Source organism: Tardiphaga sp. 619_E2_N8_4 (genome assembly GCF_051810905.1).
Classification (GTDB): domain Bacteria; phylum Pseudomonadota; class Alphaproteobacteria; order Rhizobiales; family Xanthobacteraceae; genus Tardiphaga; species Tardiphaga robiniae.
Genome location: NZ_JBPWQJ010000001.1, coordinates 6109561 through 6135827, shown reverse-complemented (window position 1 = coordinate 6135827; position 26267 = coordinate 6109561). Strand labels below are relative to the sequence as shown.

The 26267-nt window shown below is 61.4% G+C and carries 22 protein-coding genes; 5 read left to right on the top strand and 17 right to left on the bottom strand.

Translation table 11 applies throughout. The annotated features are described in order from the left end of the window. Nucleotides 1-353 precede the first annotated feature (353 nt). Nucleotides 354-1268: a DMT family transporter gene (locus tag AB8A23_RS29155; protein ID WP_439060433.1), complete on the top strand. Its 915-nt coding sequence runs from the start codon at nucleotides 354-356 to the stop codon at nucleotides 1266-1268. Nucleotides 1269-1316: 48 nt separating this feature from the next. Continuing rightward, nucleotides 1317-2120 carry a sugar phosphate isomerase/epimerase family protein gene (locus AB8A23_RS29150; RefSeq protein WP_439057391.1) on the top strand — a complete coding sequence of 268 codons (804 nt, stop codon included), beginning with the start codon at nucleotides 1317-1319 and terminating at the stop codon, nucleotides 2118-2120. 62 nt (nucleotides 2121-2182) lie between these two features. Here AB8A23_RS29150 and AB8A23_RS29145 read toward each other — a convergent pair whose 3' ends face one another. Together AB8A23_RS29145 and mbfA are read right to left on the bottom strand one after the other, a co-directional pair. Next, nucleotides 2183-2476 (bottom strand): antibiotic biosynthesis monooxygenase, encoded by a 294-nt coding sequence (locus tag AB8A23_RS29145; protein ID WP_439057390.1) that lies wholly within the window; start codon nucleotides 2474-2476, stop codon nucleotides 2183-2185. A 153-nt stretch (nucleotides 2477-2629) separates the two neighbouring features. Continuing rightward, nucleotides 2630-3601, bottom strand: a complete 972-nt coding sequence (mbfA, locus tag AB8A23_RS29140) for an iron exporter MbfA (protein WP_309947304.1) — start codon at nucleotides 3599-3601, stop codon at nucleotides 2630-2632. A gap of 407 nt (nucleotides 3602-4008) precedes the next feature. Between mbfA and AB8A23_RS29135 the strand changes: the two genes are divergently transcribed. Beyond that, complete coding sequence (locus AB8A23_RS29135) at nucleotides 4009-4995, top strand: Bug family tripartite tricarboxylate transporter substrate binding protein (RefSeq protein WP_439057389.1); 987 nt, start codon at nucleotides 4009-4011, stop codon at nucleotides 4993-4995. Between the two features lie 309 nt (nucleotides 4996-5304). Then, a complete protein-coding gene (locus AB8A23_RS29130; RefSeq protein WP_093759289.1) occupies nucleotides 5305-6660 on the top strand; it encodes an esterase-like activity of phytase family protein in 1356 nt (451 codons plus the stop codon). Between the two features lie 247 nt (nucleotides 6661-6907). Here the strand turns inward: AB8A23_RS29130 and AB8A23_RS29125 are convergent, their stop codons facing one another. The 11 genes from AB8A23_RS29125 to AB8A23_RS29075 all read right to left on the bottom strand — a co-directional run bounded on the left by AB8A23_RS29125 (nucleotide 6908) and on the right by AB8A23_RS29075 (nucleotide 21105). Further along, complete coding sequence (locus AB8A23_RS29125; protein WP_093759290.1) at nucleotides 6908-8593, bottom strand: methyl-accepting chemotaxis protein; 1686 nt, start codon at nucleotides 8591-8593, stop codon at nucleotides 6908-6910. A gap of 179 nt (nucleotides 8594-8772) precedes the next feature. After that, nucleotides 8773-10461, bottom strand: coding sequence for a cache domain-containing protein (locus AB8A23_RS29120; RefSeq protein WP_439057388.1), 1689 nt, complete (start codon nucleotides 10459-10461; stop codon nucleotides 8773-8775). A gap of 292 nt (nucleotides 10462-10753) precedes the next feature. Beyond that, nucleotides 10754-12433: a methyl-accepting chemotaxis protein gene (locus tag AB8A23_RS29115; RefSeq protein ID WP_439057387.1), complete on the bottom strand. Its 1680-nt coding sequence runs from the start codon at nucleotides 12431-12433 to the stop codon at nucleotides 10754-10756. Between the two features lie 202 nt (nucleotides 12434-12635). Next, nucleotides 12636-14225 (bottom strand): phosphoglycerate dehydrogenase, encoded by a 1590-nt coding sequence (gene serA / locus AB8A23_RS29110; protein ID WP_315840882.1) that lies wholly within the window; start codon nucleotides 14223-14225, stop codon nucleotides 12636-12638. A gap of 233 nt (nucleotides 14226-14458) precedes the next feature. Then, on the bottom strand, nucleotides 14459-15631 hold the full coding sequence (locus tag AB8A23_RS29105) for a phosphoserine transaminase (RefSeq protein ID WP_320447052.1): 1173 nt from the start codon (nucleotides 15629-15631) through the stop codon (nucleotides 14459-14461). A 218-nt stretch (nucleotides 15632-15849) separates the two neighbouring features. Beyond that, nucleotides 15850-16314, bottom strand: a complete 465-nt coding sequence (locus AB8A23_RS29100) for a GNAT family N-acetyltransferase (protein ID WP_439057386.1) — start codon at nucleotides 16312-16314, stop codon at nucleotides 15850-15852. Next, nucleotides 16311-16892: a glutathione S-transferase family protein gene (locus AB8A23_RS29095; RefSeq protein ID WP_439057385.1), complete on the bottom strand. Its 582-nt coding sequence runs from the start codon at nucleotides 16890-16892 to the stop codon at nucleotides 16311-16313. Before AB8A23_RS29095 ends, AB8A23_RS29100 begins: the two co-directional genes overlap by 4 nt. A 99-nt stretch (nucleotides 16893-16991) precedes the next feature. Further along, entirely contained in the window at nucleotides 16992-17816 is an 825-nt protein-coding gene (locus AB8A23_RS29090; protein WP_439057384.1) for an outer membrane protein, read from the bottom strand. 153 nt (nucleotides 17817-17969) lie between these two features. Beyond that, a complete protein-coding gene (locus AB8A23_RS29085; RefSeq protein ID WP_439057383.1) occupies nucleotides 17970-18839 on the bottom strand; it encodes an outer membrane protein in 870 nt (289 codons plus the stop codon). Nucleotides 18840-19309: 470 nt separating this feature from the next. Continuing rightward, nucleotides 19310-20656, bottom strand: a complete 1347-nt coding sequence (gene glmM / locus AB8A23_RS29080; RefSeq protein WP_089261706.1) for a phosphoglucosamine mutase — start codon at nucleotides 20654-20656, stop codon at nucleotides 19310-19312. A gap of 251 nt (nucleotides 20657-20907) precedes the next feature. Then, nucleotides 20908-21105 (bottom strand): hypothetical protein, encoded by a 198-nt coding sequence (locus tag AB8A23_RS29075; RefSeq protein ID WP_141137017.1) that lies wholly within the window; start codon nucleotides 21103-21105, stop codon nucleotides 20908-20910. A 123-nt stretch (nucleotides 21106-21228) separates the two neighbouring features. Here AB8A23_RS29075 and AB8A23_RS29070 point away from each other — a divergent pair, with 123 nt between their 5' ends. Next, nucleotides 21229-22368: an alpha-hydroxy acid oxidase gene (locus AB8A23_RS29070; protein WP_093759299.1), complete on the top strand. Its 1140-nt coding sequence runs from the start codon at nucleotides 21229-21231 to the stop codon at nucleotides 22366-22368. 125 nt (nucleotides 22369-22493) lie between these two features. Here AB8A23_RS29070 and AB8A23_RS29065 read toward each other — a convergent pair whose 3' ends face one another. The 4 genes from AB8A23_RS29065 to AB8A23_RS29050 form a co-directional block, all read right to left on the bottom strand. Continuing rightward, entirely contained in the window at nucleotides 22494-23123 is a 630-nt protein-coding gene (locus tag AB8A23_RS29065; RefSeq protein WP_439057382.1) for a hypothetical protein, read from the bottom strand. A gap of 72 nt (nucleotides 23124-23195) precedes the next feature. Continuing rightward, nucleotides 23196-24041: a shikimate dehydrogenase gene (locus AB8A23_RS29060; RefSeq protein ID WP_439057381.1), complete on the bottom strand. Its 846-nt coding sequence runs from the start codon at nucleotides 24039-24041 to the stop codon at nucleotides 23196-23198. Between the two features lie 142 nt (nucleotides 24042-24183). Beyond that, on the bottom strand, nucleotides 24184-25923 hold the full coding sequence (locus AB8A23_RS29055; RefSeq protein WP_439057380.1) for a SulP family inorganic anion transporter: 1740 nt from the start codon (nucleotides 25921-25923) through the stop codon (nucleotides 24184-24186). 49 nt (nucleotides 25924-25972) lie between these two features. Then, on the bottom strand, nucleotides 25973-26245 hold the full coding sequence (locus AB8A23_RS29050) for a helix-turn-helix domain-containing protein (RefSeq protein WP_068731217.1): 273 nt from the start codon (nucleotides 26243-26245) through the stop codon (nucleotides 25973-25975). Nucleotides 26246-26267: the final 22 nt, after the last annotated feature.

Below are 26267 nucleotides of genomic sequence, written 5' to 3'. Positions count from 1 at the left end.
GCGCCGACCCCTCGGTCGTGCGCTCAAAGCCGAACGGCTCCAGACACACTCACTGCACAACGTCGACGAGGTATCCGGACCCGCAACTCAAGAAACAAGTTCCATCATTGTGATTCAGTTCTATCGGCTAGCCGTTCGAAAGCAGTTAATGTTCGCCTGGCGGAAAAGGTATAATCGTCTGATTTTGCGTGTTTTTCGGCATCTAAATACCTGAATCGAGGCTCCTTCCTGGCGTCCATTCGACGCATCTACCGATGCGCGCTCCGTTGCCGCGCATGGTGCCCGCGCGCCAGCGTGACTTGTGCCACCCGGCGAACTGCCGCCTATGGAAAGCTGCATTGACCATCGAGCCGATGACCCCTTCCGCTCCGCCGCGACCAACGATCGTCGGCTGGTTCGCCAACCAGCCTTATCTCCTGCTCAGCCTCACCTCGCTGTTCTGGGCCGGGAATATCGTGCTCGGCCGCTATGTCGCCGGCCACGTCCCGCCGGTGACGCTGGCCTGCGTGCGTTGGATCGGGGCCTTTTTCCTGTTGCTGCCCTTCGCCTGGACGCATCTGCGCGCAGACTGGCCGGTCCTCCGCGCCCAGCTTTCTCTCATGACCATGCTGGCGCTGACCGGCTTCGCTGCCAATACGGTACTGGCCTATTGGGGCCTGAAATACACGCAGGCCCTAAATGCGCTGCTGATCCAGTCGTCGGGCCCGCTCTGCGTCGCGCTGTGGACGCTGATCCTGTTCGGCGTGAGACTGACGCTGGCGCAACTGCTCGGCATCGTGGTTTCCATGGCCGGCGTGCTGATCATCATCCTGCGCGGCGATCTCACCGCGCTGGCCAGTATCCAGATCAATAAGGGCGATGCGATGCTGTTCGCAGCGCTCCTGGTGTTCGGCATCTATTCGGCGCTGATGCTGCGGCGACCGGTGACGCACCCGATGTCGCTGATTGCTTTCACCACCGCCGGCGGCGCGATCCTGACCCTGCCGGTCAGCATCTGGGAACTTAACTCGGGCTCGCCGCTGATCTTCGACACCGTGACGCTGCTGACGCTCGCCTATGCCATGATCTTTCCGTCCGCGCTGGCCTATCTGTTCTTCAATCGCGGTATCGCGCTGATCGGCCCGAATCGCGCGGCACCATTTCTGCATCTCATGCCGGTGTTCGGATCGGTATTGGCCATCGCGTTTCTCGGCGAACAGCCGCAACTGTTTCACCTTATCGGTTACGTGCTGGTGCTGTCGGGCGTATTCATCGCATCACGGCGATAGACCGAACATCCGCTCCGGCCAGCCTGACATCGGGAGTAGAAACATCACATGACCGTTTTCTCGCTTGCCCACCTCACCGTGCTATCGCTGGCGCCGCCAGAGATGATCGATGTTGCCGCGCGCTGCGGCTACCGGAGTGTCGGACTGAGACTGATCGCCGTGACCGCGGAAAGCCCTGGCTACCCGCTGATGAACGACAAGGCGATGATGCGGCAAACCAAGGCGCGTCTCGCCGATACCGGACTGCACGTGCTCGATATTGAACTCGTCAAGATCACGCCCGGGATCGACGTCGCGGCGCTTGAGCCGATACTCACCGCCGGCGCGGAGCTCGGAGCCCGCCATGTCATCGTCGCGCCCTATGATCCCGACTTGTCCCGCCTCGCCGACCGACTGGCGGCCATCGCCGATCTTGCGGCGCGATACGGCATCATGCCGGTGATGGAGTTCTTTCCCTGGACCAATGTGTCGAACCTGCACAAGGCGCGCGCCATCGTCGAGACCGCAGGCTGCGCCAATGCGGGTATCCTTGTCGATACGCTGCATTTCGACCGCTCCGACAGCAGCCTCGCCGAACTCGACGACATGCCATCGCGCTTGCTGCCGTTTTTCCATTTTTGCGATGCTCCGGCGGAGAAGCCTGGCACGGTGGAAGGACTGCTGCACACCGCGCGCGCTGAACGGCTGCCACCCGGCGACGGCGGCATCGACCTCTGCGCCATCGCCGCGCACCTGCCGAAGCATATTCCGGTCGCGCTCGAAGTGCCGATGGATGCGCTGACCCGGGAGCGCGGCCCCGAAGAAGTCGCGCGCCGCGCAATCGCCGGCGCGAAGCGCCTGCTGGGAGATTGAGAATCTAGCGAGTAATCTACGCGCACATGCCACCGTCCGGCATAGCACCTGTCTCGCGCGCGTTATGCCAACGTATGAGCGATAACCGGCCCGGCTATCGCTGTAGCTGGTCCAATCAGCAAGGGCGCCAGATTCTGTTCGCTCCATGCGAGCCCGCGTCGGTTCGACTCCTCGGCGCCCGCGAAATTGTTGAAGATGCTGATCGCCGTCACCGTATCGTCGGACGCATAGACCACATAATAGGCCATGAAACCTTCGACATCACTGATGATCGGAATGGCACCTTCCTTGATCCTGCGCGTCAGTTCCTCAGCCATGCCGGTCTTTGCCTTGCTCTGACGAATGGCAGCGTACATGGGACGCTCCTTCACCCGTAAGCTGCCCGCGATCGCACCTGCCGCGATCATGCATCGCACACACTCATCATCGGCGGGACGAGCAGCAGGGTTTCCCGCGCATAGAACCTACGCCATCCCGCGCAGCGACGCCATCTGACGCCTCCCCACCCACTACGCGCCTCCGATCAATATTCCCACCGCCAGAACGATGACGCCGCCAAGCACCACCTGAAAGACGGCCTGCAGGAACGGCGTATCCATATAGCGCGCCCTGATATAGGCGATGGCCCAGAGTTCGAAAAAAACGACAACACCCGCGATGGCCGTCGCGATCCAGAATGCATTCGGCCAGCTGTCCGGCACGAGATAAGGCAGAGTATGGCCGAGACCGCCCAGCGTCGTCATCAGCCCACAGATGCCGCCACGTAGCCACGGCGAGCCGCGTCCGGTCATGGATCCATCGTCCGACAGTGCTTCGGCGAAACCCATGCTAATGCCGGCGCCGATCGACGCGGCGAGGCCAACAAGGAATGTCTGCCAGTTGTGATGTGTTGCAAACGCGGCCGCAAACAGCGGCGCCAGCGTCGATACGGAGCCGTCCATCAAGCCCGCAAGACCTGGCTGGACATACTGCAGGACGAACATCCGGTGGCGGGTGTTGTCCTCCACCGTACGAACGTCGGACGTCAGGATGGCATCCGATAATTTGGCCGCGAGATGCTCGTGTCCTTTTTCCAGCTCGGCCAGATCGCCCAGCAACTTGCGAACGCCGACATCCGTCGCCTGCTCGGCGGCCCTGGCGTAAAAGCGCTCGGCCTCGAACTCCATCCTCTCGGCCTCCTTGCGGATGGTGTCGAGCGACAGGTTACGCGTGAGCCAGATTGGTCGGCGGCGGATGAAGCCCTTGACGTCTTCGCGCCGGATCGGCGGAAGGTTCGGTCCGAAGCGCTCCTCATACATCTGCAACAGCAGATGCCGATGGCCCTTTTCCTCTTCGGCCATCTCGCTGAAGACTTTCGCGGAATCGGGATAGCGCTCTGCCAGATCCTCGGCGAAGCTGAGATAGATCCGGCTGTCCTCTTCCTCGCTGGAGATCGCAACCGCCAGCACCTCGCGTTCGGTAAGCTCCGAAAACGCCTTCATATCAATACCTTGCTTAGTTTAGAATTATTCTAATTTATATAAGAGCTGCCTTGCATTTGTCAAAGAGCTTTGCGCCTGCGCGGCGCTGAACCTGTCGCTGGTCGGGAAGCAGTAGCGGCGACGAGAAGGATCGCGACGAACCGACCGTGCGTGCTCCGGAGGTCGCCCCGGCATTCGCACCGACCCCGACGTGGAGATGCTGCGGAGATCAGCGACCGTCTGCAGGTGCTGTCGCTCACGAACGCGATAAGGTCGACCCGGTGCAGCAGAAGTCGATGCATGGCCTACACCATCGACAGCGCGCTCACCTGAACTGCATACCTTTCCGCTTCCGTGCGTCACCGACCTCCGCTAGTTTGCCCGCAACAAATATGGGCTACCAAAGCCGATTCAGGGAGAAAAGCGGAATGCACGGACTTTCAGTTCTTCGCGGTGTGGCGAGCGCATCGTTTATCGGAGCGCTGCTGTTGGCGACCCCGGATGCCATCGCACAAATCGCGAACTATCCTAACCGGGCGATCACGCTGGTGCTCCCTTTCGCCGCCGGCAGCGGCACCGACACCACGACGCGCCTGATCGCCAAGGAACTCGGCACCGCACTGAACGCCAACACCGTGATCGACAACAAGGCCGGCGCCAATGGCTCGATCGCCGCCAGTTTCGTCGCCCGCGCCCCCGCCGACGGTTACACGCTGTTCGTCACGACCAACACGACGCATTCGGCCAATCCTTTTCTGCTCAAGACCATGAGCTATGATCCGATCAAGGATTTCACGCCGATCGCGCGCACCGGCGACCTGCCCTTCATGCTGGTGATCAATCCTGAGATTCCCGCCAACTCCGTGGAAGAGCTGATCGCGCTCGCCAAGAAAGAGCCGGGCAAGTACTCCTACGCATCGGGCAGTTCGTCGGCGATCGTCTCGGGCGCGACCTTTGCCCGCCTCGCCAAGCTCGATCTCCTGCACGTGCCTTACAAGAGCTCACCACCGGCGCTCACCGATGTCATCGCCGGCCGTGTCAGCATGATGTTCGTGGACGTCCCGACCGGCCTGCCGCATGTCAACGCCAAGGCGTTGAAGTCGCTCGCGGTGACCACGAAATATCGCTCCAAGCTTCTGCCGGATCTGCCGACCATGGACGAGGCCGGCGTGAAGGGCTTCGACATCACCTCATGGCAGGGCTATCTCGGCCCGGCCAACATGCCGAAGGACATCGTCGTCAAGCTCAACGCCGAAATCCGCAAGATCGTCGAACGCCCCGAGATCCAGAAAGACCTTGCCAACCGCGGCATGGAAGCCTTCTCCGGTACGCCGGAAGAATTCGACGCCTTCCTGAAGGATCAGCTCAAGGTGTGGGAGAAGCTGATCACGGATGCAGGGATCGAGAAGCAGTAGGCGCATTTCAGATAGAACCGCACGGCAGGTATGTTCGTCATGCCCGGCGAATGCCGGGTATCCACGTCTCGGCCACAAAGAAGACGTGGATGGCCGGGACATCCAGCGAAGCCGCGCTTCGCGCTTTGCCCGGCCATGACGATGGTTTTGCGTGGGTTGAACGAAGAGGAACCGCGCCTAACCCGCAGACTCGGCGACTGCATGTCGCAGGGTTTTCCCCTCTCGTCATTTTCTTGTCACGGAACTGTCAGCGCAGCGTAACGCCCGCGCCTCAGAACACGCCGCATGGTCACCACAAGGAGACACACCATGCGCAGCACATTCCTCTGCTCCGTCGCTTCCCTCGTCATGCTCACATCCGCCGCTTTCGCCCAGACCGAAGGTGAATTCCCCGCCAAGCTCGCCGGCCATGCCGTGCTGCCGGCGACGTCGACCATCGATGCGCCTGCGGATGCGCCGAACGACCTGAAGACCTCGGGCAAATACACCACCGGCAAGCGCGTCGACGCGCTCGGCACCGTGATGGGCAAGTCCTACGAGCGCGCCACCGGCATCTCGCTGCCGATGAAGGGCCAGCCGCTGCAGGGCCATTCCGGCATCAAGGTGATGCCAGACGGTTCGTTCTGGGTGCTGACCGACAATGGCGCCGGCTCGCGCTACAATTCGGCCGACTACATGATCTATCTCAATCATCACAAGATCGACTGGAAAAACGGCAAGGTCGAGCGTCAGGCCACCGTGTTCCTGCACGATCCCGACAAGAAGGTGCCGTTCCGCATCGTTCATGAAGACACCGCCAAGCGCTACCTGACCGGCGCCGATGTCGACACCGAAGGCTTCCAGATCGTCGGCGACAATTTCTGGATCGGCGAGGAATTCGGACCCTACATCATCAAGGCCGACAAGACCGGCAAGGTTCTGGCTGTGTTCGACACCGTCGCCGACGGCAAGCCGGTGCGTTCGCCCGACCATTGGTCGGTGCAGTCGCCGGGCGCACCGGGCGCCACCTACACCACGGTCAACCTGCGCCGCTCCAAGGGCTATGAAGGCTTCGCCTCCTCCAAGGATGGCAAGTTCCTCTACGGCCTGCTCGAAGGCCCGATCTGGGATGCCGAGAAGAAGGACTGGGAAAAGGTCGACGGCAAGGAAGCTTCGCGCATCCTGGAATTCGACGTCGCCAACGAGAAGTTCACCGGTCGCTACTGGCAGTATGTGTTCGAACAGAACGGCAATGCCATCGGCGACTTCAACATGATCACCGCCGACAACGGCCTGATTATCGAGCGCGACAATGGCGAAGGCACCAAGGACAAGGCCTGCGCCGACGGCAAGCGCGGTGAAGACTGCTTCCCGGATCTCGCCAAGTTCAAGAAGGTCTACAAGATCGAACTGAACGACGCCAATGTCGGCAAGCCCGTTCGCAAGATTGGTTTCATCGACCTGATGAAGATCCAGGACCCGAACAAGCTGGCCCGCAAGCCGCTGAATGACGGCGTGCTGACCTTCCCGTTCTTCACCATCGAGAACGTCGACCAGGTTGATGCCACCCACATCATCGTCGGCAACGACAACAACCTGCCGTTCTCGTCGAGCCGCGAGCCGAACAAGGCCGACGACAACGAGTTCGTGCTGCTCGAAGTCGCCGACTTCCTGAAGGCGAAGTAAGCAACGCGAGCAGGCCCCCGCCTGAAACGACGAAAGCCCTCCCGCAAGGGAGGGCTTTTCTGTTGAGCGCGGCTCTCTGACTTCCCCTCTCCCCCAGCGCAGCGTAGCTGCGCGCAGTGGGAGAGGGTGCCTGAGCGAAGCGAAGGCGGGAGAGGGGTAGCCCCGCGCTCGGCCGCCCCCTCTCCCGTCTCGAACCCGCTTCGCGTGTTCGACCCACCCTCCCCCGCAAGGGGGGGAGGGAAAGAAATTAAGCAGCACGCACCTTGGTCAGGAACTCGTCCACCGCCGTCCGCAACATGCCGGACTGGGTGTCGAGCTCCCTGGCATTCGACAACACCTGCGAGGCCGCCGTCCCGGTCGCTTCTGCTGCGCTGCTGACGCCCCCGATATGTTCGCTGATTTCACTGGAGCCCGCCGCGACCGACTGAATGTTGCGCGCGATTTCCCGCGTGGCCTCGCCCTGCTCCTGGACGGCCGTGGAGATGCTGGTGGTGATCTCGCTCATCTGCGCGATGGTCCCCGTAATGGCGCTGATCGAAAGCACGGCTTCGCTGGTGGACGCCTGCATGGCGGCGACCTGGGCGGAGATCTCTTCGGTAGCCTTGGCGGTCTGGCTCGCCAATGCCTTCACTTCAGAGGCGACGACCGCAAACCCGCGGCCGGACTCGCCGGCGCGCGCCGCTTCGATGGTCGCATTCAGCGCGAGCAGATTGGTCTGGGAGGCGATGCTGTGGATCAACTGAACCACTTCGCCGATCTTCTCCGCGCCGCTGGACAACAGCTGAACGGTCGCATTGGTGCGCTCCGCATCGCCGACTGCCTTGCTCGCAATTTGGCTCGACTGCGAGACCTGCCGCAGGACTTCGCTGACCGAAGCCGACAATTCCTCGGCGGCGGCTGCAACCGTGCTGACATTGTCCGACGACCGCTCCGACGCGGCTCCAACCGTCGATGCACGCGAACTGGCATCGCTGGCGGTCGCCGTCATGGATTGCGCGGTGGTCTGCATCCCTGCCGCTGCCGTCGATACCGAGCGAACAATCCCGTTGACGCTGCGTTCGAAATCATCGGCGATGCTCTCCATGGTCGAACGACGCTCGGCAGACGCGCGCGCCTGCGTCTCGGCTTCGATCTTGTCGAGCCCGCGAATCCGGACCGCGTTGTCCTTGAAGACCTGAACGGTCGATGCCATCGCACCGATCTCATCGCCGCGCCCGGTCCCGGGAATGTCGTCTTCAAGCGCACCATCGGCCAGCGTGCGCATCCGCGCGCCGAGCTGACCGAGCGGGCGGCTGATGCTGCGACCGATCATCCAGGCGATGCCGCCCGCGACCGCACCAATAGCAAGGATCGCCAAACCGAGCGCCCAGACGATCGGCTTCAACCTGGCGTCGAGGTCTTCCAGATAGGCTCCGGCGCCCACATACATGTTCCATCCCGGGATCGCAGCGGCATAAGCAACCTTACGCAGCGGCTCCGTCTGGCCGGGTTTGACGTAGTCGTAGAACATCGTGTGCTCGCCCTTGGCAGCAACACTGTCGCGCCACTCGCGACCGATCGCCTTGCCATTGGTCACCACATCGAGACGGTTCTGACCGATCTGCTTGGCATCCGGCGACAACACCGTCACGCCGTCCATCATGGAGCCGAACAGGTAGCCCGCGCCGTTGTCGTAGGTCATCGTATTTGCACGACGACCGAATTCTGCCATCGCGGCTTCCTTGGTGAGCTGGCCGGCGTCGACTTGTTTTTGCAATCCGATCGCCACGCTGCGCGCGGCATCGACGAAGTGGCGAAGCTCCTCGATCCTTGAGGTCATCATCTCGCGCTGAACGAAATATCCCGCGAGAACGCCAGACGCGCACAGACCAAGCAACATGACACCCACCAGAATACCTAGCTTGGGCGTGATCGTCAGATTACTTATCTTCACAATGAGTTCTCCAAAAAAGGTCGCGGGTGCAAATACCAATTGAGGAGAAGAATACCGAACAGACCTTTTTTTGTTCTTTACAAACCAAACCCGCAAATCATCGAGCCTGTGATACTTGATGATGAGCAACGATTGCAGCGCTACAAGAGCTCGCTCTCCGCGAGAGAAGAGGAAAGGCTCTACGCTGCGCGAACCTTCGCGAGGAATTCATCCACCGCCTTGCGCAGGATGCTCGACTGGCCATCCAGTTCTTTCGCATTCGACAGCACCATGCCTGCCGCCTGCCCCGTTGCTTCCGCCGCTGCGCTGACGCCGCCGATATGAGCGCTGACCTCGCTCGAGCCAGCGGCAACCGACTGGATGTTGCGCGCGATTTCCTGCGTGGCCGAACCTTGCTCTTCCACTGCCGCCGAGATCGTCGTGGTGATCTGGCTCATCTGCGCGATCGTGCCGGTGATGGCGTTGATCGAGTTGACAGCCTCCTGCGTCGACGCCTGCATCGCCGCAACCTGCGCCGAGATTTCCTCGGTCGCCTTGGCTGTCTGGCTCGCCAGCGCCTTCACTTCCGACGCGACGACCGCGAAGCCACGGCCGGATTCACCGGCGCGTGCCGCTTCGATCGTCGCGTTGAGCGCAAGCAGATTGGTCTGCGAGGCGATGTTGTGGATCAGCTGCACGACCTCGCCAATCTTCTCGGCGCCGCTAGAGAGCTGCTGCACCGTCGCATTGGTGCGCTCCGCATCGCCTACGGCCTTGCTGGCGATATCGCTGGAGGCTGCGACCTGACGCAGCACTTCGCTGACCGATGCCGATAGTTCTTCAGCCGCGGCGGCAACCGTGCTGACATTGTCAGATGAACGCGCCGATGCCGCACCGACCGTCGATGCGCGCGAGCTCGCGTCGCTTGCCGTCGCCGTCATCGACTGTGCAGTGCTCTGCATGCCGGCCGCGGCGGTGGAGACGGAACGCACGATGCCGTTGACGCTGCGTTCGAAATCATCGGCGAGGCTTTCCATAGCCGCACGGCGTTCGGCAGCAGCACGGGCCTGCGATTCCACCTCGATCTTGTCGAGCCCGCGAATGCGCACCGCGTTGTCCTTGAACACCTGAACCGTTGCGGCCATGGCGCCGATCTCGTCGCCGCGGTCGACGTCGGGGATCGCTTCATCCAGCGCGCCATCGGCGAGACCGCGCATGCGCGCGCCGAGCCGGCGAAGCGGGATGGTGATGCTGCGGCCAATCATCCAGGCAAGCGCGCCGAGAATGACAATGACCGCGAGTGCCGCGATCATCACGGTGCGCGCACTCTCCCAGAGCTGTACCTGCAAGTCGTCGATATAGACGCCGGTGCCGATGACCCAGCCCCAGGGCTCGAAACCGACGACATAAGAGAGCTTCGGCTGCGGTGCGTCCTTGCCGGGTTTCGGCCAAAGATAATCGACGAAGCCAGCCTTCTGCTTCTTCACGACATCAGCGAATTCGACAAACAGCCGCTTGCCGTTCGGGTCCTTGTTGCCGGAGAGATCGCTGCCGTTCATCTCGGGCTTGATCGGATGCATCACCATGCGCGGCTGCAGGTCGTTGATCCAGAAGTAATCGCCATTGCCGTAGCGCAGTTTGCCGATACGCGCCGCTGCGGTCTTGCGCGCGGCCTCGTCCGACACACCGCTACGCTGGATCGTCGCGTATTCTTCCTGCGCGATGCCGAGCGCCAGCTCCGTGAGATGGGTCAATTCGCTCTGGCGCTGCTGCTTGAGGGAGTCGCCGAGGGTGTTCAGCTGCATCCAGGCCAGCCCGGCGAGGCCAAGAAAGCTCAAGCCAATGATGCTGTAGAGGCGAAGGCCGATCGAAATTTTCAAACGATTCATGGGAAGTATCCCTGTAAGGCGCGCTGAAATAAGCGAGTCACCATCGCAGGGTGTAGTTTCGAGTTCGTGAAGTGGTGTGTAGTTCCGTTTCTGCAACCGCGGTTATAGGTTACCTCGAATGCACCAAAAGTCGCGCTACAGGTAGCTGCGCACCACTATGAACTATCATTGTGCAGATTTAAATTCGGTGGTGCAGCGATACGACGCAGCGGCCGAAACTCAATAGTTCAGGCAAGTCCCAGCCCGGTAGCTCCCCGAGCGCAGCTAAGCCGCGCTCGGGGAAGGATTTGACTCAGGCTGCTCTCACCTTGGCGAGGAATTCATCCACGGCGGTGCGCAGCATGCCGGACTGGCTCTCCAGCTCCTTTGCATTCGACAGCACCTGTGACGCCGCGGAGCCGGTGGCCTCGGCTGCGCTGCTGACGCCGCCGATATGATTGCTGATCTCATTCGCGCCGGCCGACACCGACTGAATGTTGCGCGCGATTTCTTGCGTCGCCGTGCCCTGCTGCTCCACCGCCACAGAGATCGTGTTGGTGATCTGGCTCATCTGGGCGATGGTACCGGTGATGGCGCCGATCGATGCAACGGCCTCGCTGGTCGATGCCTGCATGGCGGCGACCTGCGCCGAAATTTCCTCGGTGGCCTTGGCGGTCTGGCTGGCCAGCGCCTTCACTTCGGATGCCACCACCGCGAAACCGCGACCGGACTCGCCGGCACGTGCGGCTTCGATGGTCGCGTTCAGCGCCAGCAGATTGGTCTGGGAGGCAATGCTGTGGATCAGCTGTACCACTTCACCAATCTTCTCAGCGCCGCTCGACAGGATCTGAACGGTGGCATTGGTGCGCTCGGCATCGCCCACCGCTTTGCTGGCGATCTCACTGGAGGCCGATACCTGACGCAGCACTTCACTGACCGACGCCGACAATTCCTCCGCAGCCGCCGCAACCGTGCTAACATTGTCGGACGAGCGCGTCGAAGCTGCACTGACCGTCGCGGCGCGCGAGCTTGCATCGCTCGCCGTCGCCGTCATCGACTGCGCAGTGCTCTGCATGCCGACAGCGGCGGTGGAGACCGAGCGGACGATACCGGTCACGCTACGCTCGAAATCCGTGGCCATCGCCTCCATGGCAGCGTGACGCTCCGCGGCGATACGGCCCTGCGCATCCGCCTCGACCTGTTCCAGCGAGCGGATACGCAACGCATTGTCCTTGAACACCTGAACCGTCTTGGCCATCGCACCGACTTCATCGCTACGGCCAACGCCGGGAATTTCCTCATCCAGCGCACCATTGGCGAGCGACTCCATGCGCGATCCCAGCATGCCGAGCGGCTTGGTGATGCTACGGCCGATCAGCCACGCGATCGCACCCGCCACTGCGGCAATGGCCAGCATGGCCAGGCCGAGCGCCCAGATGATCGGTTTCAGATGGGCGTCGAGGTCATCGAGATAGGCGCCGGTGGCAATAAACATGTTCCAGCCGGGAAGCGCCGCGGCATAGCCCATCTTGCGCGACGGGACTTGCTCATTGGGCTTCTGGAATTCGTAGGTCAGAATCTTCGTGCCGTTGGCTGCGACGCCGTCGCGGAATTCACGCGTAATGGCAACGCCGCTAACCTTGACGTCGAGCCGGTTGGATCCCGCCTTGAAGCCCGGCAGATGAACCACTTCGCCGTCCATCGTGTAGATGAATAGATAGTTGCCGTTGTCATAGGTCATCGGCTCGATGCGGCGTACCAGCTCGGCGGTCGCGGCTTCCTTGGTGAGCTTGCCTGCTGCGACATCCTTCTGGATGCTGGCCGCTACGTTGGTCCCGATTTCGACGATCGACTTCAGCTGCTCGGTTCGCGCGGAGAGCATCTCGCTCTTGACCATATAGGCGGCCAGAATGCCCGCGGCGCAGAGGCCGATCATGGTGACGGCCACCAGAACGACGAGCTTGTACGTAATACGGATATTGGCGAGCTTCACGGCTGTATTCCCCCGGGCGTGCGATTTTCGATCGCTGATTCCTCGGGGTAAAATGTATCGGGGTAGTGTTCCCAAATCCTTACACGTGCGGGGCGGGGGCAAACCTGCCGCGCCGACCTGAATGTGAACATTTTCCGCAAAACGAAAAAATCCCCGCCTTTCGGACGGGGATTTCGGCAATGTCAGTTCGGGTAAGAGACACTCAGAATGTCAGCGCCTTGGCCTGTTTCACCTGCGGCAGCGCCTGCACCTTGCTCAGCACATCGGCCGGCACAACGCCGTCGATCTCCACCAGCGCGATGGCGTCACCGCCCTGTTCGTTGCGGCCGAGATGGAAGGTTGCGATGTTGACCTTGGCGTCGCCGAGCAGCGAGGCGAACTTTCCGATGAAGCCCGGCTTGTCCTCGTTGGTGACATAGATCATCGACTTCCCGAATTCGGCATCGACGCGGATACCCTTGATATCAACCAGCCGCGGCTTGCCGTCATGATAGACGGTGCCGGACACGGAGCGTTCCTGCCGTTCGGTGATAACCGTAACGGTGATCAGGCTTTCGTAATCGCTCTGCGCCGCGCGCACCACTTCATCGACTACCATGCCGCGCTCCTTGGCAACGGCCGGCGCGGAGACGACGTTGACGTCGCCGAGCATCGGCCGCAGCAACCCGCTCAATGCAGCAGACGTCAGGGCCTTGATCTTCATTTCGGCCACCGCGCCTTCATAGGTGATCTGCACCTTGGCAATGCCGGTCTCGGTGAGCTGCCCCGCGAACGAGCCGAGCTTCTCGGCGAGTTCGATGAACGGCTTCAGCTTCGGTGCTTCTTCCGCGGTGATCGACGGGAAGTTGACCGCGTTGGAGATCGCGCCCGACAGCAGATAATCCGACATCTGCTCGGCGACCTGCAGTGCGACATTCTCCTGCGCTTCGGTGGTCGATGCGCCCAAATGCGGCGTGCAGATCACATTGGGATGGCCGAACAGCACGTTCTTGGTGGCCGGCTCCTCGACGAACACGTCGAAGGCAGCGCCGGCGACATGCTTGCTATTCAGCGCATCGACCAGCGCCTGCTCGTCGACCAGACCGCCGCGGGCGCAGTTGATGATGCGCACGCCGGGCTTCATCTTGGCGATGGCAGCGGCATCGATGATGTTCTTCGTCTTCTCGGTGAGCGGCGTGTGCAGCGTGATGAAGTCGGCACGCTTGAGGAGGTCGTCGAGTTCAACCTTCTCGACGCCAATATCCTTGGCGCGCTCCGGCGACAGGAACGGATCGAAGGCGATGACCTTCATGCGCAGGCCAAGCGCGCGGTCAGCCGCGATGGCGCCGATATTGCCGCAGCCGATCACGCCCAGCGTCTTGCCGGTGATCTCGACGCCCATGAAGCGGTTCTTCTCCCACTTGCCGGCCTGCGTCGACGCATCGGCCTGCGGGATCTCGCGGGCGAGCGAGAGCATCAGTGTGATCGCATGTTCGGCGGTCGTGATCGAATTGCCGAACGGCGTGTTCATCACGATGATGCCCTTGGCGGTCGCCGCGGGAATTTCGACATTGTCGACGCCGATGCCGGCGCGGCCGATCACTTTCAGGCGCGTCGCCCTTTCAAGGATCTTCGCGGTTGCCTTGGTGGCCGAGCGAATGGCGAGGCCGTCATAGTTGCCGATGATCTCGGCGAGCTTGTCCTTGTCCTTGCCGAGGTTCGGCTGGAAGTCGACGTCGATGCCGCGATCCCGAAAGATCTGCACGGCGGCGGGAGAGAGAGCGTCGGAAATGAGAACTTTGGGGGCGGTCATGGATGTGATCCTCGAAATGGGAGCCGGTGTAGGCGCGACAAACGCAGCAGGCTCCTTCTCCCCGTTCTTACGGGGAGAAGGTCGGGATGAGGGGCCGCTTTCGACCCGAGAATGCAGGAGTGAGGAGAGTTGAGTGCCATGCCCCTCACCCGAACATCGCGCTCGCGCGATGTCCGACCTCTCCCCGCCCGCGCACAGCGAAGCTGTGCTAGGCGGGGAGAGGTTAAGAGCAACTACGCCGCCTTGGCGAGCGAAGCCTTGGTCTCGGCAAAGGCCCAGTCGATCCACTGCGTGAGGATCTCCACGTCCTTGGCTTCAACTGTGGCACCGCACCAGATGCGCAGACCAGCCGGCGCATCGCGATAATGCGCGAAGTCGAAACCGGCATTTTCCTTCTCGACGGCTGCGACCAGCTTCTTGGCGAAGTCAGCCTGCGCGTCCGGCGAGAGCGCGGTGATCGCGGGATCGATCACCTTCATGCACACCGACGTGTTGGAGCGGATCGCCGGATCAGCCGCCAGGAAGTCGATCCACGGCGTCTTCGCTTTCCAGTCGGCGAGCGCCTTGGTGTTGGCATCGGCACGCGCAATCAGCGCCTTGAGGCCGCCAACCGACTTGGCCCAGCCGAGCGCATCGAGATAGTCCTCGACACACAGCATCGACGGCGTGTTGATGGTCTCACCGACGAAGATGCCTTCATTCAACTTGCCGCCCTTGGTCATGCGGAAGATCTTCGGCAGCGGCCACGGCGGCGTGTAGCTCTCCAGACGCGCCACAGCGCGCGGCGACAGCACGAGCATGCCATGTGCGGCTTCGCCGCCGAGCGCCTTCTGCCAGGAGAAGGTGACGACATCGAGCTTCGCCCAGTCGAGCGGCTGCGCGAAAGCGGCCGAGGTCGCGTCGCAAATGGTCAGGCCTTCGCGGTCAGCCTTGATCCAGTCGGCATTCGGTACGCGCACGCCGGAAGTGGTACCGTTCCAGGTGAAGACGATGTCCGAGTTCGGATCGGCCTTCGACAGGTCGGGGAGTTCGCCATAGCCGGCATGCAGCTTGGTGACGTCCTTGAGCTTCAGCTCCTTGACGATGTCGGAGACCCAGCCCTCGCCGAAGGATTCCCAGGCGATGGTGGTGACGGGACGCGGCCCGAGCAGCGACCACAGCGCCATCTCGACAGCGCCCGTATCCGATGCCGGCACGATACCGATGCGGTAATCTGCGGGCACTTCAAGCACTTCACGCGTCAGATCGATCGCGAGTTTGAGCTTGTTCTTGCCGATCTTCGCACGGTGCGAACGGCCAAGGGCTGCGTCGGTGAGTTTTTCGGGGGTCCAGCCGGGGCGCTTGGCGCAGGGGCCGGAGGAGAAATGCGGCACGTTGGGCCGCGAAGAAGGCTTCGCTGCAGTCATAATCTATCCTTCCAGATAGCTAGCCTCCCGTTGGGGGGAGGTGTCCCGCTGGCGTGGATATGGGAACCGACCCGGAGCGTCAAGCGACTTCCGGGCTATCACGCGTGATTGATGGCCGGATGACGTCGCCCGTCCCGGCGTACCACCGCCGGTTTTGCTGATGCCTTCAACGAACGGCGCCGCGCGGCGTCCGCCGGACGACATGATGATGACGCGTTCTAGAACCGCAACGTCATGCCTACATGGCTGTCAGCAAAACCGAGCCGCTTGTAGAAGCGCTGGGCATCGACCCGGGTCTGATGCGTCAGCAGCTCGACGAGTTTGCATCCACTCGCCTGTGCCTCGCCAATGGCCCATCGCACCAGCTGTTCGCCGGTGCCCTGGCTGCGCAGCGTCGTCGACACACGAACATCCTCGATGAGCGCTCGCGAGGCGCCCTGCGAACTCAAGCCCGGCAGGATGCAGAGCTGCAGGCATCCGACCACGCTGCCGTCACCGCCTTCTGCAACCATCAACCGGATATTTGGATCATGCGCGAGTTTATCGAAGGCCTCGTAATAAGATTGCGGCAGCGGATCCTCGATACGCTCGCGGCCACGGCCGAGCGCATCATCGGCCAACATCGCCACGATTGCAGCGACGTCCTGGCGCTGCGCCGGCCGCAGTACGACCTTCGTGCTCATACGAGGCCCAATGCCTTCTCGCTGTCGGCGATCCAGCGCCTGATCGACGCGTAACCGTCGAGATGGAAGCCCCCCTCATGGGCCACGCGCGTATAGGCCAGCAACGATGCGTCAGCCAGCGAGACGCGATCTCCCACAAGGAAACGCGATGTCGTCAGGTGATGCTCCATACGCACCAGCGCGAAATAGCCGCGCTTGAGCTTCTCAGGATCGAGATCCGAAATCGCCCTGCCGAGATAGACGATCTGATAGCGGCACACCGCGATATAGGGCTCGTGGCTGTATTGTTCCCAGAACAGCCATTCATCCATCTTGGCGGCATCATAGGCATCGGTCGGGATCAGATCGCTGCCACGGGCGAGATAGCGGATGATGGCATTGGACTGCGCGAGCGGACGGCCGTCATCGAGCACAACGGTCGGCACCTGGCCGGCGCCGTTAAGCGCCAGAAACTCCGGCGTCCGGCTCTCGCCCTTGCTGGTGTCGATATCAATCCACGTATAGGGAAGTTTAAGGTGATCGCTCACCCACTTCACCTTCAGGCAATTGCCGGAATTCAGATCGCCGTAGATTTTCATGATGACTGCCCCGCATCCTCAGACACGGTAAGGCAGCATTCGTCAAACGGCATGTCAACAGAGATCAAACTCGTGCCAAACGTGCGCGACCTTGGCCGGTCAGAACTTGTAGCCGACGCCGGCTCGCACGGTATTGATATTGGTATCGACCGTTGAGGTGAAGCGGATGTATTCCCACTCGGCGCGCATGAACAGCCCACCGATCAGGTTCACGTCAACGCCGAGGCCAGCAGAGTAGCCGTAGATGAGATGGCTGTATTGGCCTTCGGTCTTGCTGTAGTCGAACGGGAGGTTCTGGAAGCCCGGTGCTGCGGCTACATTGACGGCGACCCCGTGAATACGTGCTGACCGAACGATATCGGCCTGTCCGAGCGCGAGACCTCCGAACATGTAAGGCAAGAACGATCCCACGGCATAGCCGGCGCGGGCACGCAGCGTGCCCATATCCGTAATCGACATCTTCGCAGCGGCATCGTAGGTGACGCCGTTGGTATAGCCGAGAGCATCGATGAAAGAGCGCCCCATCGAACCGCTTGCGTCGCCGCCGAACTTGCCGTGCATGTAGCTCATTTCGACGCCAATCACGACGTCGTCCCACTGGCTATTGTAGCCGATGAAGCCACCCCAGCCCTCGCCTCGCCGCGACGTCTTGCCGAGCAATGGCCATTGCGAGACCTGGCCGGCTGATTCCATTGCAAGGCCATCCAGCAGGCTGCCTGCGAGGGTACGTGTCGCCCCGGTGAAATTCATGTCGGACTGTCCGACGCCAGCTTGGGCGCCGATATAGTAGCCCTCCCAGACCGAGCGCGTTGAGCTTAGTCCTTCGGGGAACGAGCCGCGCAGCGCCGGGAATTCTGGCATATCGGCGGCTTGAGCGGTTTGCACTGCGCCCAGCAGCGCTGCAGCGATCAGAAGTCTACGCATCACGACAATTCCTCAACTCACCGAACTGTCCCGATCATCCGCTGTTAACCTTAATCATTGGTTGCGATGATACTACCCGTGCAAAACAAAACGGCGCGGGAATCTCCCGCGCCGTTAAGGTCTCTTAAGATAGTTGAGGCAATCCGCTTAGCTTTAGCCCTTGCGGATCAACGGCGGCGGCGCATAGGCCGGCGGGCTGTCGAGGTTCCAGCGCACGCCGAGCTTCAGGTCATGCGAGGTGATGTCCTTGAACTGCATCGCCACGCCGCGGGTGAAGCCGTCATAGGTCGAGACCGGTCCGGTCTGGCCATCGCCGAGGTTCATGTAGCTGTAGCCGAGTTCGACGGTCATTGCCGGATTGACCTTGTAAGCAAGACCGGTGTGCAAGGCCCATGCGAAGTTCCACTTCGATGCTGCCGGCGCGCTGGCATAGCTCGGGAACGGGCCGCCGATGAATGGCACGCCGCCGGCGGAGCCGACATTGATCGCACCGTTATCCGTGTAGTTCCCGATATTGACGCGAGCCATGCCGACGCCGGCGCCGACGAACGGGGTCACGCACCACCAGGTACCGAGATCGACGTAACCATTGGCCATCACCACCCATTCGGACTTGGTGGCGTTGTAGTTGTTCACGCCGGTACCAACGAGGCCGCTCGACGGGAACGTCACGTGATCGGTGCCCTTGAAATTCGAATTGCCGCGATACTGGCCGGTGATGTCACCGCGGAACCAGTTGTTGAACTGATAACCGACGCCGAGCTGGAAGATGCCAGCCGTATCGAAGGCAGTGGTCTGCTGAAGCGAGAGCAGATTGGCGTTGCGACCATCACCCATCTCGATGTTCTTGACGTGCTGGTTGCTGAAACCGATATCGCCGCGCAGGTACCAACCGCCGAAGTCTTCAACCGGCGGCGGCGCATACATCTGAGGCGGTGGAGCAATGGGCATGTCGGCAGCGAGAACGGCGGTCGACATCAGGGAAGCCGCGCCCGCGGCCAGAATGAATTTAACGCTACGCATTGGCTTCGTCCTTTTGGGCCAAAGAGGCAACTAATGGAGGCCTCACACTCGGAAACTCACAAACGGACGATGACACCAACTCCTTAAGCGGCGCTTAACCCTAACTTTTAAGGTTGATATTTGGTGACGAAAATGCACGCGAATTCCATCACGCCGCTGCGTCGCCACAGTTACTAACAATGTCTTGCTATCAAACCGCGCTGCAATGCGCCGTGGCATCGCCAGGTGTTAACGAGGACTTACCTGCCCGGAGCCTTCGGCTCTGACCGGATCAAAACCAGGCTCCAGCTTTTTGTTGACGCGTTTCCTTGATTCGAACCGGTGCCCACTTCGCTCCAAAGCGCTCCAACGCGAACTATCAAAACGCAAAAGAGCCGCCTCGCCCGATCAAATTCGGACAAGACAGCTCTTCATGTCAATTCGCAGGCATCGCGCGCTGGCGCCTTGGCCAGGGCGAACGAACAGGAAGCTTACGCCGCGGCTGCGTGGCCCAGCGCGTCAACGATGGAATCCACCACTTCCTCGACCATCACGCGGTCATCGCCCTCTCCCATTACGCGGATGACTGGCTCCGTACCCGACGGGCGGATCAGGAGACGACCATGACCATTGAGGCGCTGTTCGCCGGCAGCGATGGTGGATTTCACTTCTGCATCATCAAGCGGCTTGCCGCTGCGATAACGCACATTCTTCAGAATCTGCGGCAACGGATCGAACAGGTGGCAAACTTCCGACACCGGCCGACCGAGCTTGGTCACCACGGCCAGCACCTGCAGCGCGGCTACGAAACCGTCGCCTGTCGTCGCATGGTCCGACATGATGATATGGCCGGAGGGTTCGCCGCCGACATTGTAGCCATGCTGCAGCATCTGCTCGAGCACATAGCGATCACCCACTGCCGTGCGGATGAGATCGATGCCCTGCCCCTTCAGGAAGCGCTCCAGACCGAGATTTGACATCACGGTGGAGACAATGCCTGGCTTGGCAAGCCGCCCGTCTTCCTTCCAGCTCTGCGCGATAACGGCGAGCAACTGATCGCCATCAACCAGATGGCCACGCTCGTCGACCATGATCAGCCGATCGGCGTCGCCATCCAGCGCAATGCCGATATCGGCGCGCATCTCGCGCACCTTGCGGCTCAGCGCTTCCGGTGCGGTCGATCCGCATTCCTTGTTGATGTTGAAACCATCCGGCTCGACGCCGATGGAGATGACGTCCGCGCCGAGTTCCCAGAGCGCCTCCGGCGCCACCTTGTAGGCGGCGCCATGGGCGCAATCGATGACGACGCGCAAACCATCAAGGCTGAGATTTCGTGGCAGCGTGCGTTTGGCGAATTCAATGTAACGATCATGCACCCCGTCGATGCGGCGCGCCCGACCGAGGCTGGCGCTCTGCGACAGTCTCTTGTCGAGATTCTCGTCGAGCAGTTCCTCGATCTGCTTCTCGACATCGTCCGACAGCTTATAACCGAGCGGTCCGAACAGCTTGATGCCGTTGTCCTCGAACAGATTGTGCGATGCGGAAATCATCACGCCGAGATCGGCGCGCATCGACTTGGTCAGCATCGCCACGGCGGGCGTCGGCATCGGCCCGACCAGCAGCACATCCATGCCGACCGACGTGAAGCCTGCCACCATCGCATTTTCGATCATGTAGCCGGACAACCGGGTGTCCTTGCCGATCACGACACGATGACGATGTTCGCCGCGCTGAAACACAAGACCTGCGGCCTGCCCAACCTTCAGTGCCAGTTCCGGCGTGATCAGACCATTGGCGCGGCCGCGAATGCCGTCTGTCCCGAAATATTTACGGCTCATGGTAACCCCCAATGCCCTCGCGCTTCGCGCGAGGGCTCAAAACCCTGTCTCAGGCGACTGACCCATTGGCTGCGCCATATATGTGACGGACTTATAAGGCTCGGGCCCCTAAAATCGCTTCAAAAAATATGATGAATCATTACCAAGGCCCGGAATACGTAATTAACGACAAGCCATTGATATTACTTATATACCTTAACCTTTCATGTAATGCCTTCGATGGAGCATCAGCTGACCGGAACCCGGCCCGCTCAGCCCTTTCGCTTGATATGCGCGTCCGCCTTTGAATGGGCAGGCTGGGTCACACTGACCGGATCGGAGCCCGGAAAAGTCTCCTCCAGTCCTTCGTCCAGTGCAACTTCCAGCTGTCGCTTTTCTTCGTCCTCGGCTGCCTTGCCGGGAGCCTTGCCGGCCCCGTGGCCTGCTGGATTTGTCTTGGAGCCGGACATTCTGGCCTCCTTCAATTTCGACGACATTCCAATGACAAGGATGATATGGCGGACCGCCTAACCATGCTAGATGACACCGAAACAAGCAAATACAAGCAAAGACAAGAACGGCTGGGACATCTCATGAAGCATATCACCTGCATCGAAGATCTTCGCCTCGAGCACAAGCGCAACGTGCCGAAGGCGTTCTTCGATTATGTCGACCATGGCTCCTATAGCGAAGACACGTTCCGTGCGAATTGCGAGGATCTGCAGAAGCTGAAGTTCCGCCAGCGTATTCTGGTCGACATCGCCAATCGCGACACCTCGACGACCATCCTCGGCGAGAAGGCCACCATGCCGCTGATCTGCGCGCCGGTCGGCTCAACCGGCTTGCAATATGGCGACGGCGAAATTCACGCCTGCCGGGCGGCGCAGGCGGCGGGCATTCCCTATACGCTCTCGACGATGTCGATCAATTCCATCGAAGACGTCGCCGAGAATGTCGAAAAACCGTTCTGGTTTCAGCTCTATGTCATGAAGGATCGAGGCTTCATCAAGGAATTGATCGAGCGCGCCATCAAGGCGAAGTGTAGCGCGCTGGTGCTGACCGTCGATCTGCAGGTGATCGGCCAGCGTCATGCCGACATCAAGAATGGCCTGTCGGTGCCGCCTCAGATCTTGAATGTGAAGAACCTGATCGATTTCATGAGCAAGCCCGGCTGGCTGGTGCGCACGCTGAAAGCCAAACGGCGCAACTTCGGCAACATCGCCGGCTTCGTGAAGAACACCGACGATCTCGGCTCCGTCGCGCAGTGGACAGCATCGCAATTCGACGCGTCGTTGAACTGGAAGGATCTCGACTGGATCCGCAGCATCTGGCCCGGCAAGATCGTGATCAAGGGCATTCACGATATCGAGGATGCCCGCGAAGCCGTGAAGGTCGGCGCGCAGGCGATGGTCGTGTCCAACCACGGCGGACGTCAGCTCGACGGCGCGCCGTCGTCGATCTCGGTATTGCCGGGGATCGCCGATGCGGTCGGCTCGGAGATCGAAGTGATGTTCGACAGCGGCATCCGCTCGGGGCAGGACGTGATGCGTGCGCTCGCCCTCGGCGCCAAGTCCTGCATGATCGGCCGCGCCTATATCTACGGTCTCGGCGCCTATGGCGGCCCCGGCGTGACCAAGGCGCTGGACATCCTGCGCAACGAACTCAGCGTCACCATGGGCCTGTGCGGCGTGAATTCGATCGCCGAGATCGACAGGCACGTTTTGGTGAGCTGAATGCCTCTCTCAGTCGTCATGGCCGGGCTTGTCCCGGCCATCCACGTCTTTCTGCCTTGCCCAAGACGTGGATGCCCGGCACAAGGCCGGGCATGACGATGGTGTTCTAGTTCAAGCTTTCTAGCTCACATCGGCGGCGTCAACCCATCCAGCCCAACATTGACCCGCGCCGTCTCGAAGGTGCCGTCATCCTTCTTGGTAGCGCCCATGATGATGATCTTGGCGCCAGGCTTGAGTTCATCCTTGTTGCCCGGCACGAATGTCACGATGGGTGTGTCAGGCGTCACGATCACTTTCTTTTCCCCGTCCTTGTACTTCACCGTCACCGTCTGGCCATCGGAGGCCTGGACCTTCTGATCGACGGTGGCATTGGTCATGCTGCTGTTGGGGCGCAGATCCCACGGGCGCGAGCCTTCGCCGGTGCCGCGCATCGCTTCTGGAAAGATATGGATCGCGATGGCCTTCTGCGACCCATCGGTCTGCGGCATGCCGGTCACGCCGATATAGGAGCCGGGCTTCACCTCGGCCATTGTCGTTCTGGCAATGCCGGTGACGGTGACATTGTCCGTCATCTTCACTTTGCGCTCGTCGCCGTCGCGCGTCTTGATCGTCAGCACCGCACCATCGACGGCTTCGATGGCACCACGGATGCGCAGGGGTTGCGGCTGCTGCGCTGATGCAGCGGAAATCAGCAATGAACCAGCGAGAAGTGAGCCCACGAACAAGCGAGCCGAAGTCGATACAATCTGAACCATAGGGGAATTTCCTTTGAAGGCGGCGCCCACCGCTGCAGATGGAAACCCCAAGGCCAAATAGCTATTCCCCGCTCACGCCACTGTGAGATCGGCCTCGACGAGGCGACGCAGTTCCGGCGTCACATCGGGGCGCTGCCCGAACCAGAGCTCGAAGCCACGCACGGCCTGATACAACAGCATGCCGAGTCCGTCCGCCGCGCGGAGGCCCCGCGCGCGGGCGGCGGCGAGCAGCGGCGTATCGAGCGGCACGTAAACGAGATCGGCGACGACCGCCTGGTCAGGCAACAGATCGAGGTCGATGATCAATGGCGGCTGGCCGCCCATGCCGAGCGACGTGGTGTTCACCAGCAAGGATGCGCGCGGCAACATGCTGGCGACATTCTCCCACGCCAACGGCACCACCTGCGAACCGAATTGCGCGGCCATCGCCTCGGCGCGATCGAGACTGCGATTGGCGACATAGACATGTTTGATGCCGCGTTCGAGCAATCCGAACACCACTGCACGCGACGAACCGCCCGCGCCGAGCACCAGCGCGTCGTCGGCGTGGTCCCAGTCGGGCGCGCAATGATCGAGATTGTCGATGAAGCCCTCGATATCCGTATTGGTCGCGCGTAGCGTACCGTGGTCATACCATAACGTGTTGGCGGCCCCGACCGCGCGCGCGCGGCGATCCGGTGAGGTCAGCTTCAGCACACGCTCCTTGTGCGGGATCGTGACATTGGCGCCGATGTAACCGTGCTTGGAGAGGTTCATCACGAATTCGGCCACGCCTTCCGGCGGGATCGACTCGATGCTGTAACCGCCCGGAATATCCATGCTGCGCAGCCAGTGATGGTGGATCAGCGGCGAGCGCGAATGCGCGGCAGGCCAGCCGATCAAACAGGCGGCGCGGGGCGTGGTCTCGTTCGGCATCATTCATCCTTCGCTTCAGGCGGAAGCGTGCGTAGCATAAAAATCATGCAGGGGCTCTTAATCATCAGACAGTTTTGCGGCGCACAGCAAGTCCGACAACCATGCAGACGATCAATACTGCAGCTGCGAGCAACTGCCGATGCCATCAGCTCGACGTCTCCTGGATCGCTGCAGCGCGTCGGATCTTGATCTCGCTGACGGCCACTGCAACATCAGCACGGTATTTCACCAGTGGTGGTCGCGCGCCGTGGGTCAGCAGCGCCCGGCGCACGCCCTGCGAGGTGCCGGTGAGAATGACACGGACGCCTTGTCGCTTTGCCTTCTCGGCAATGCCCTTGATCGCATTCGCAGCAGTCGAATCCAGGAAGGGGACCGCGGCAAAATCGATCACAAAAGCCTTGTGGCGATCCGAGAAGCCCTCGAGCACAGATCCGATGGTGGAGGCCGCGCCGAAGAAAAATGCGCCGGTGATGCGATAGACAACGACGTCGGGATCGGTAGCGAGACCGGGATCATAGGGTTTTCGGTCGCCATTGGCGTCGTCGGCCTTGTCGGCCACGACCAGCGGCTTATCCGCCTCAATGCCGGTTGTTTGCGCCATGCGGTTGATAAACAGAATCGCGCCAAGCGCGAAGCCGACCACAATGCCTTCGGTAAGATCGCGGAAGATCGTTAGCAGGAAAGTCGCCGACAGCACGGCCGCATCGCCCCATGATGACCGCAGTAACGTCGCGAATTCATGCTTCTCCGCCATGTTCCAGGCGACCACGGCAAGCACCGCGGCGAGCGCCGCCAGCGGAATGTAACTTGCCAATGGCGCCGCGACGAGAATGAATACCAGCAGGAATACCGCATGCAGCATGCCCGAGATCGGGCCGTGCGCGCCGGCGCGGACATTGGTGGCGGTTCGCGCGATGGTGCCGGTCACGCAGATTCCACCGAACAGCGCCGAGCCGATATTGGCGATGCCCTGCGCCACCAGTTCGCAATTGGAGCGATGCCGCCGGCCGGTCATGCCGTCAGCGACGACAGCTGAGAGCAAAGATTCAATCGCGCCCAGCAGCGCAAAGGAGATGGCGTCCGGCAGAATGGCCTGCAGCTTTGCCAGGGAAATCGCGGGAAGCGACGGCAGCGGAAAGGATTGCGGAATGCCGCCGAACTTGGTGCCGATGGTTTCAACCGGCAGCGCAAAGTACCATGCCGCGACCGCGCTTGCGGCAACCGCGATCAGAATGCCCGGCCAGGAAGGCCGCAGCTTCTTGAGCAGAAGGATGATCGCAATGGTCGCGATGGTGATCGCGGCGGCCGACAGGTTGACGGTGTGGATCGCACTTCCGAGCACCTGCAGCTTCGGGATCAGTTCGCCAGGCTCCTTGCCGGTGAGTGTGAGCCCGAGGAGATCCCTGATCTGGCTGGCGAAAATAATGACGGCAATACCGGCGGTAAATCCCACCGTGACCGGATAGGGAATGAACTTGATGTAAGTGCCGAGCTTCAAATAGCCCGCCACCATCAGGAACACGCCAGAGAGCATGGTCGCGAGGATAAGACCGTCGATGCCATTGCGGCTCACCGTGGCCGCCACCAGCACGATGAAGGCGCCGGCGGGTCCGCCGATCTGAAACCGGCTGCCACCCAGCGCAGAGACCAGGAAGCCGCCAATCACGGCGGTGATCAGCCCGCGGTCAGGTGATGCGCCCGAGGCGATGGCAATCGCCATCGACAGCGGCAGCGCCACGATCGCCACCGTCAGACCGGCGAGCACATCATCGCGAAATGCCGCAAGATTGTAGCCTTCGCGCAGCACCGTGATCAGTTTCGGTGTGAACAGCTCCGCGAATGTCGGCTGATGTGGGCGCCGCATGCCCCCGCCAGAAATGCCCATACTCGGCTCGCCTCTGTCGCACGCAGCGACTCGTCTCGATCTGCCAGTTTTATCCATCCACCTTAGGCGGCGGACCGGGCTGCTTCAGACGCACACCTCGGCCACCGGAGTCGCTGCGGGTGTGTTCGCCGATCAATTCGACGCCGGCACGATTGAACGCGTCCACCACCTTGATCAGCGAATCCACCACGCCCCTGACATTGCCTTCGCTCGCTTCCATGCGCTGGATGGTCGGTAGCGACACGCCGGCCATTTCGGCCAGCCGCTTTTGATCGATACCCAGCAGCGCACGGGCGGCCCGCATCTGAAACGATGTAATCAAGGGCGGTTTCCAGTTTCACGAG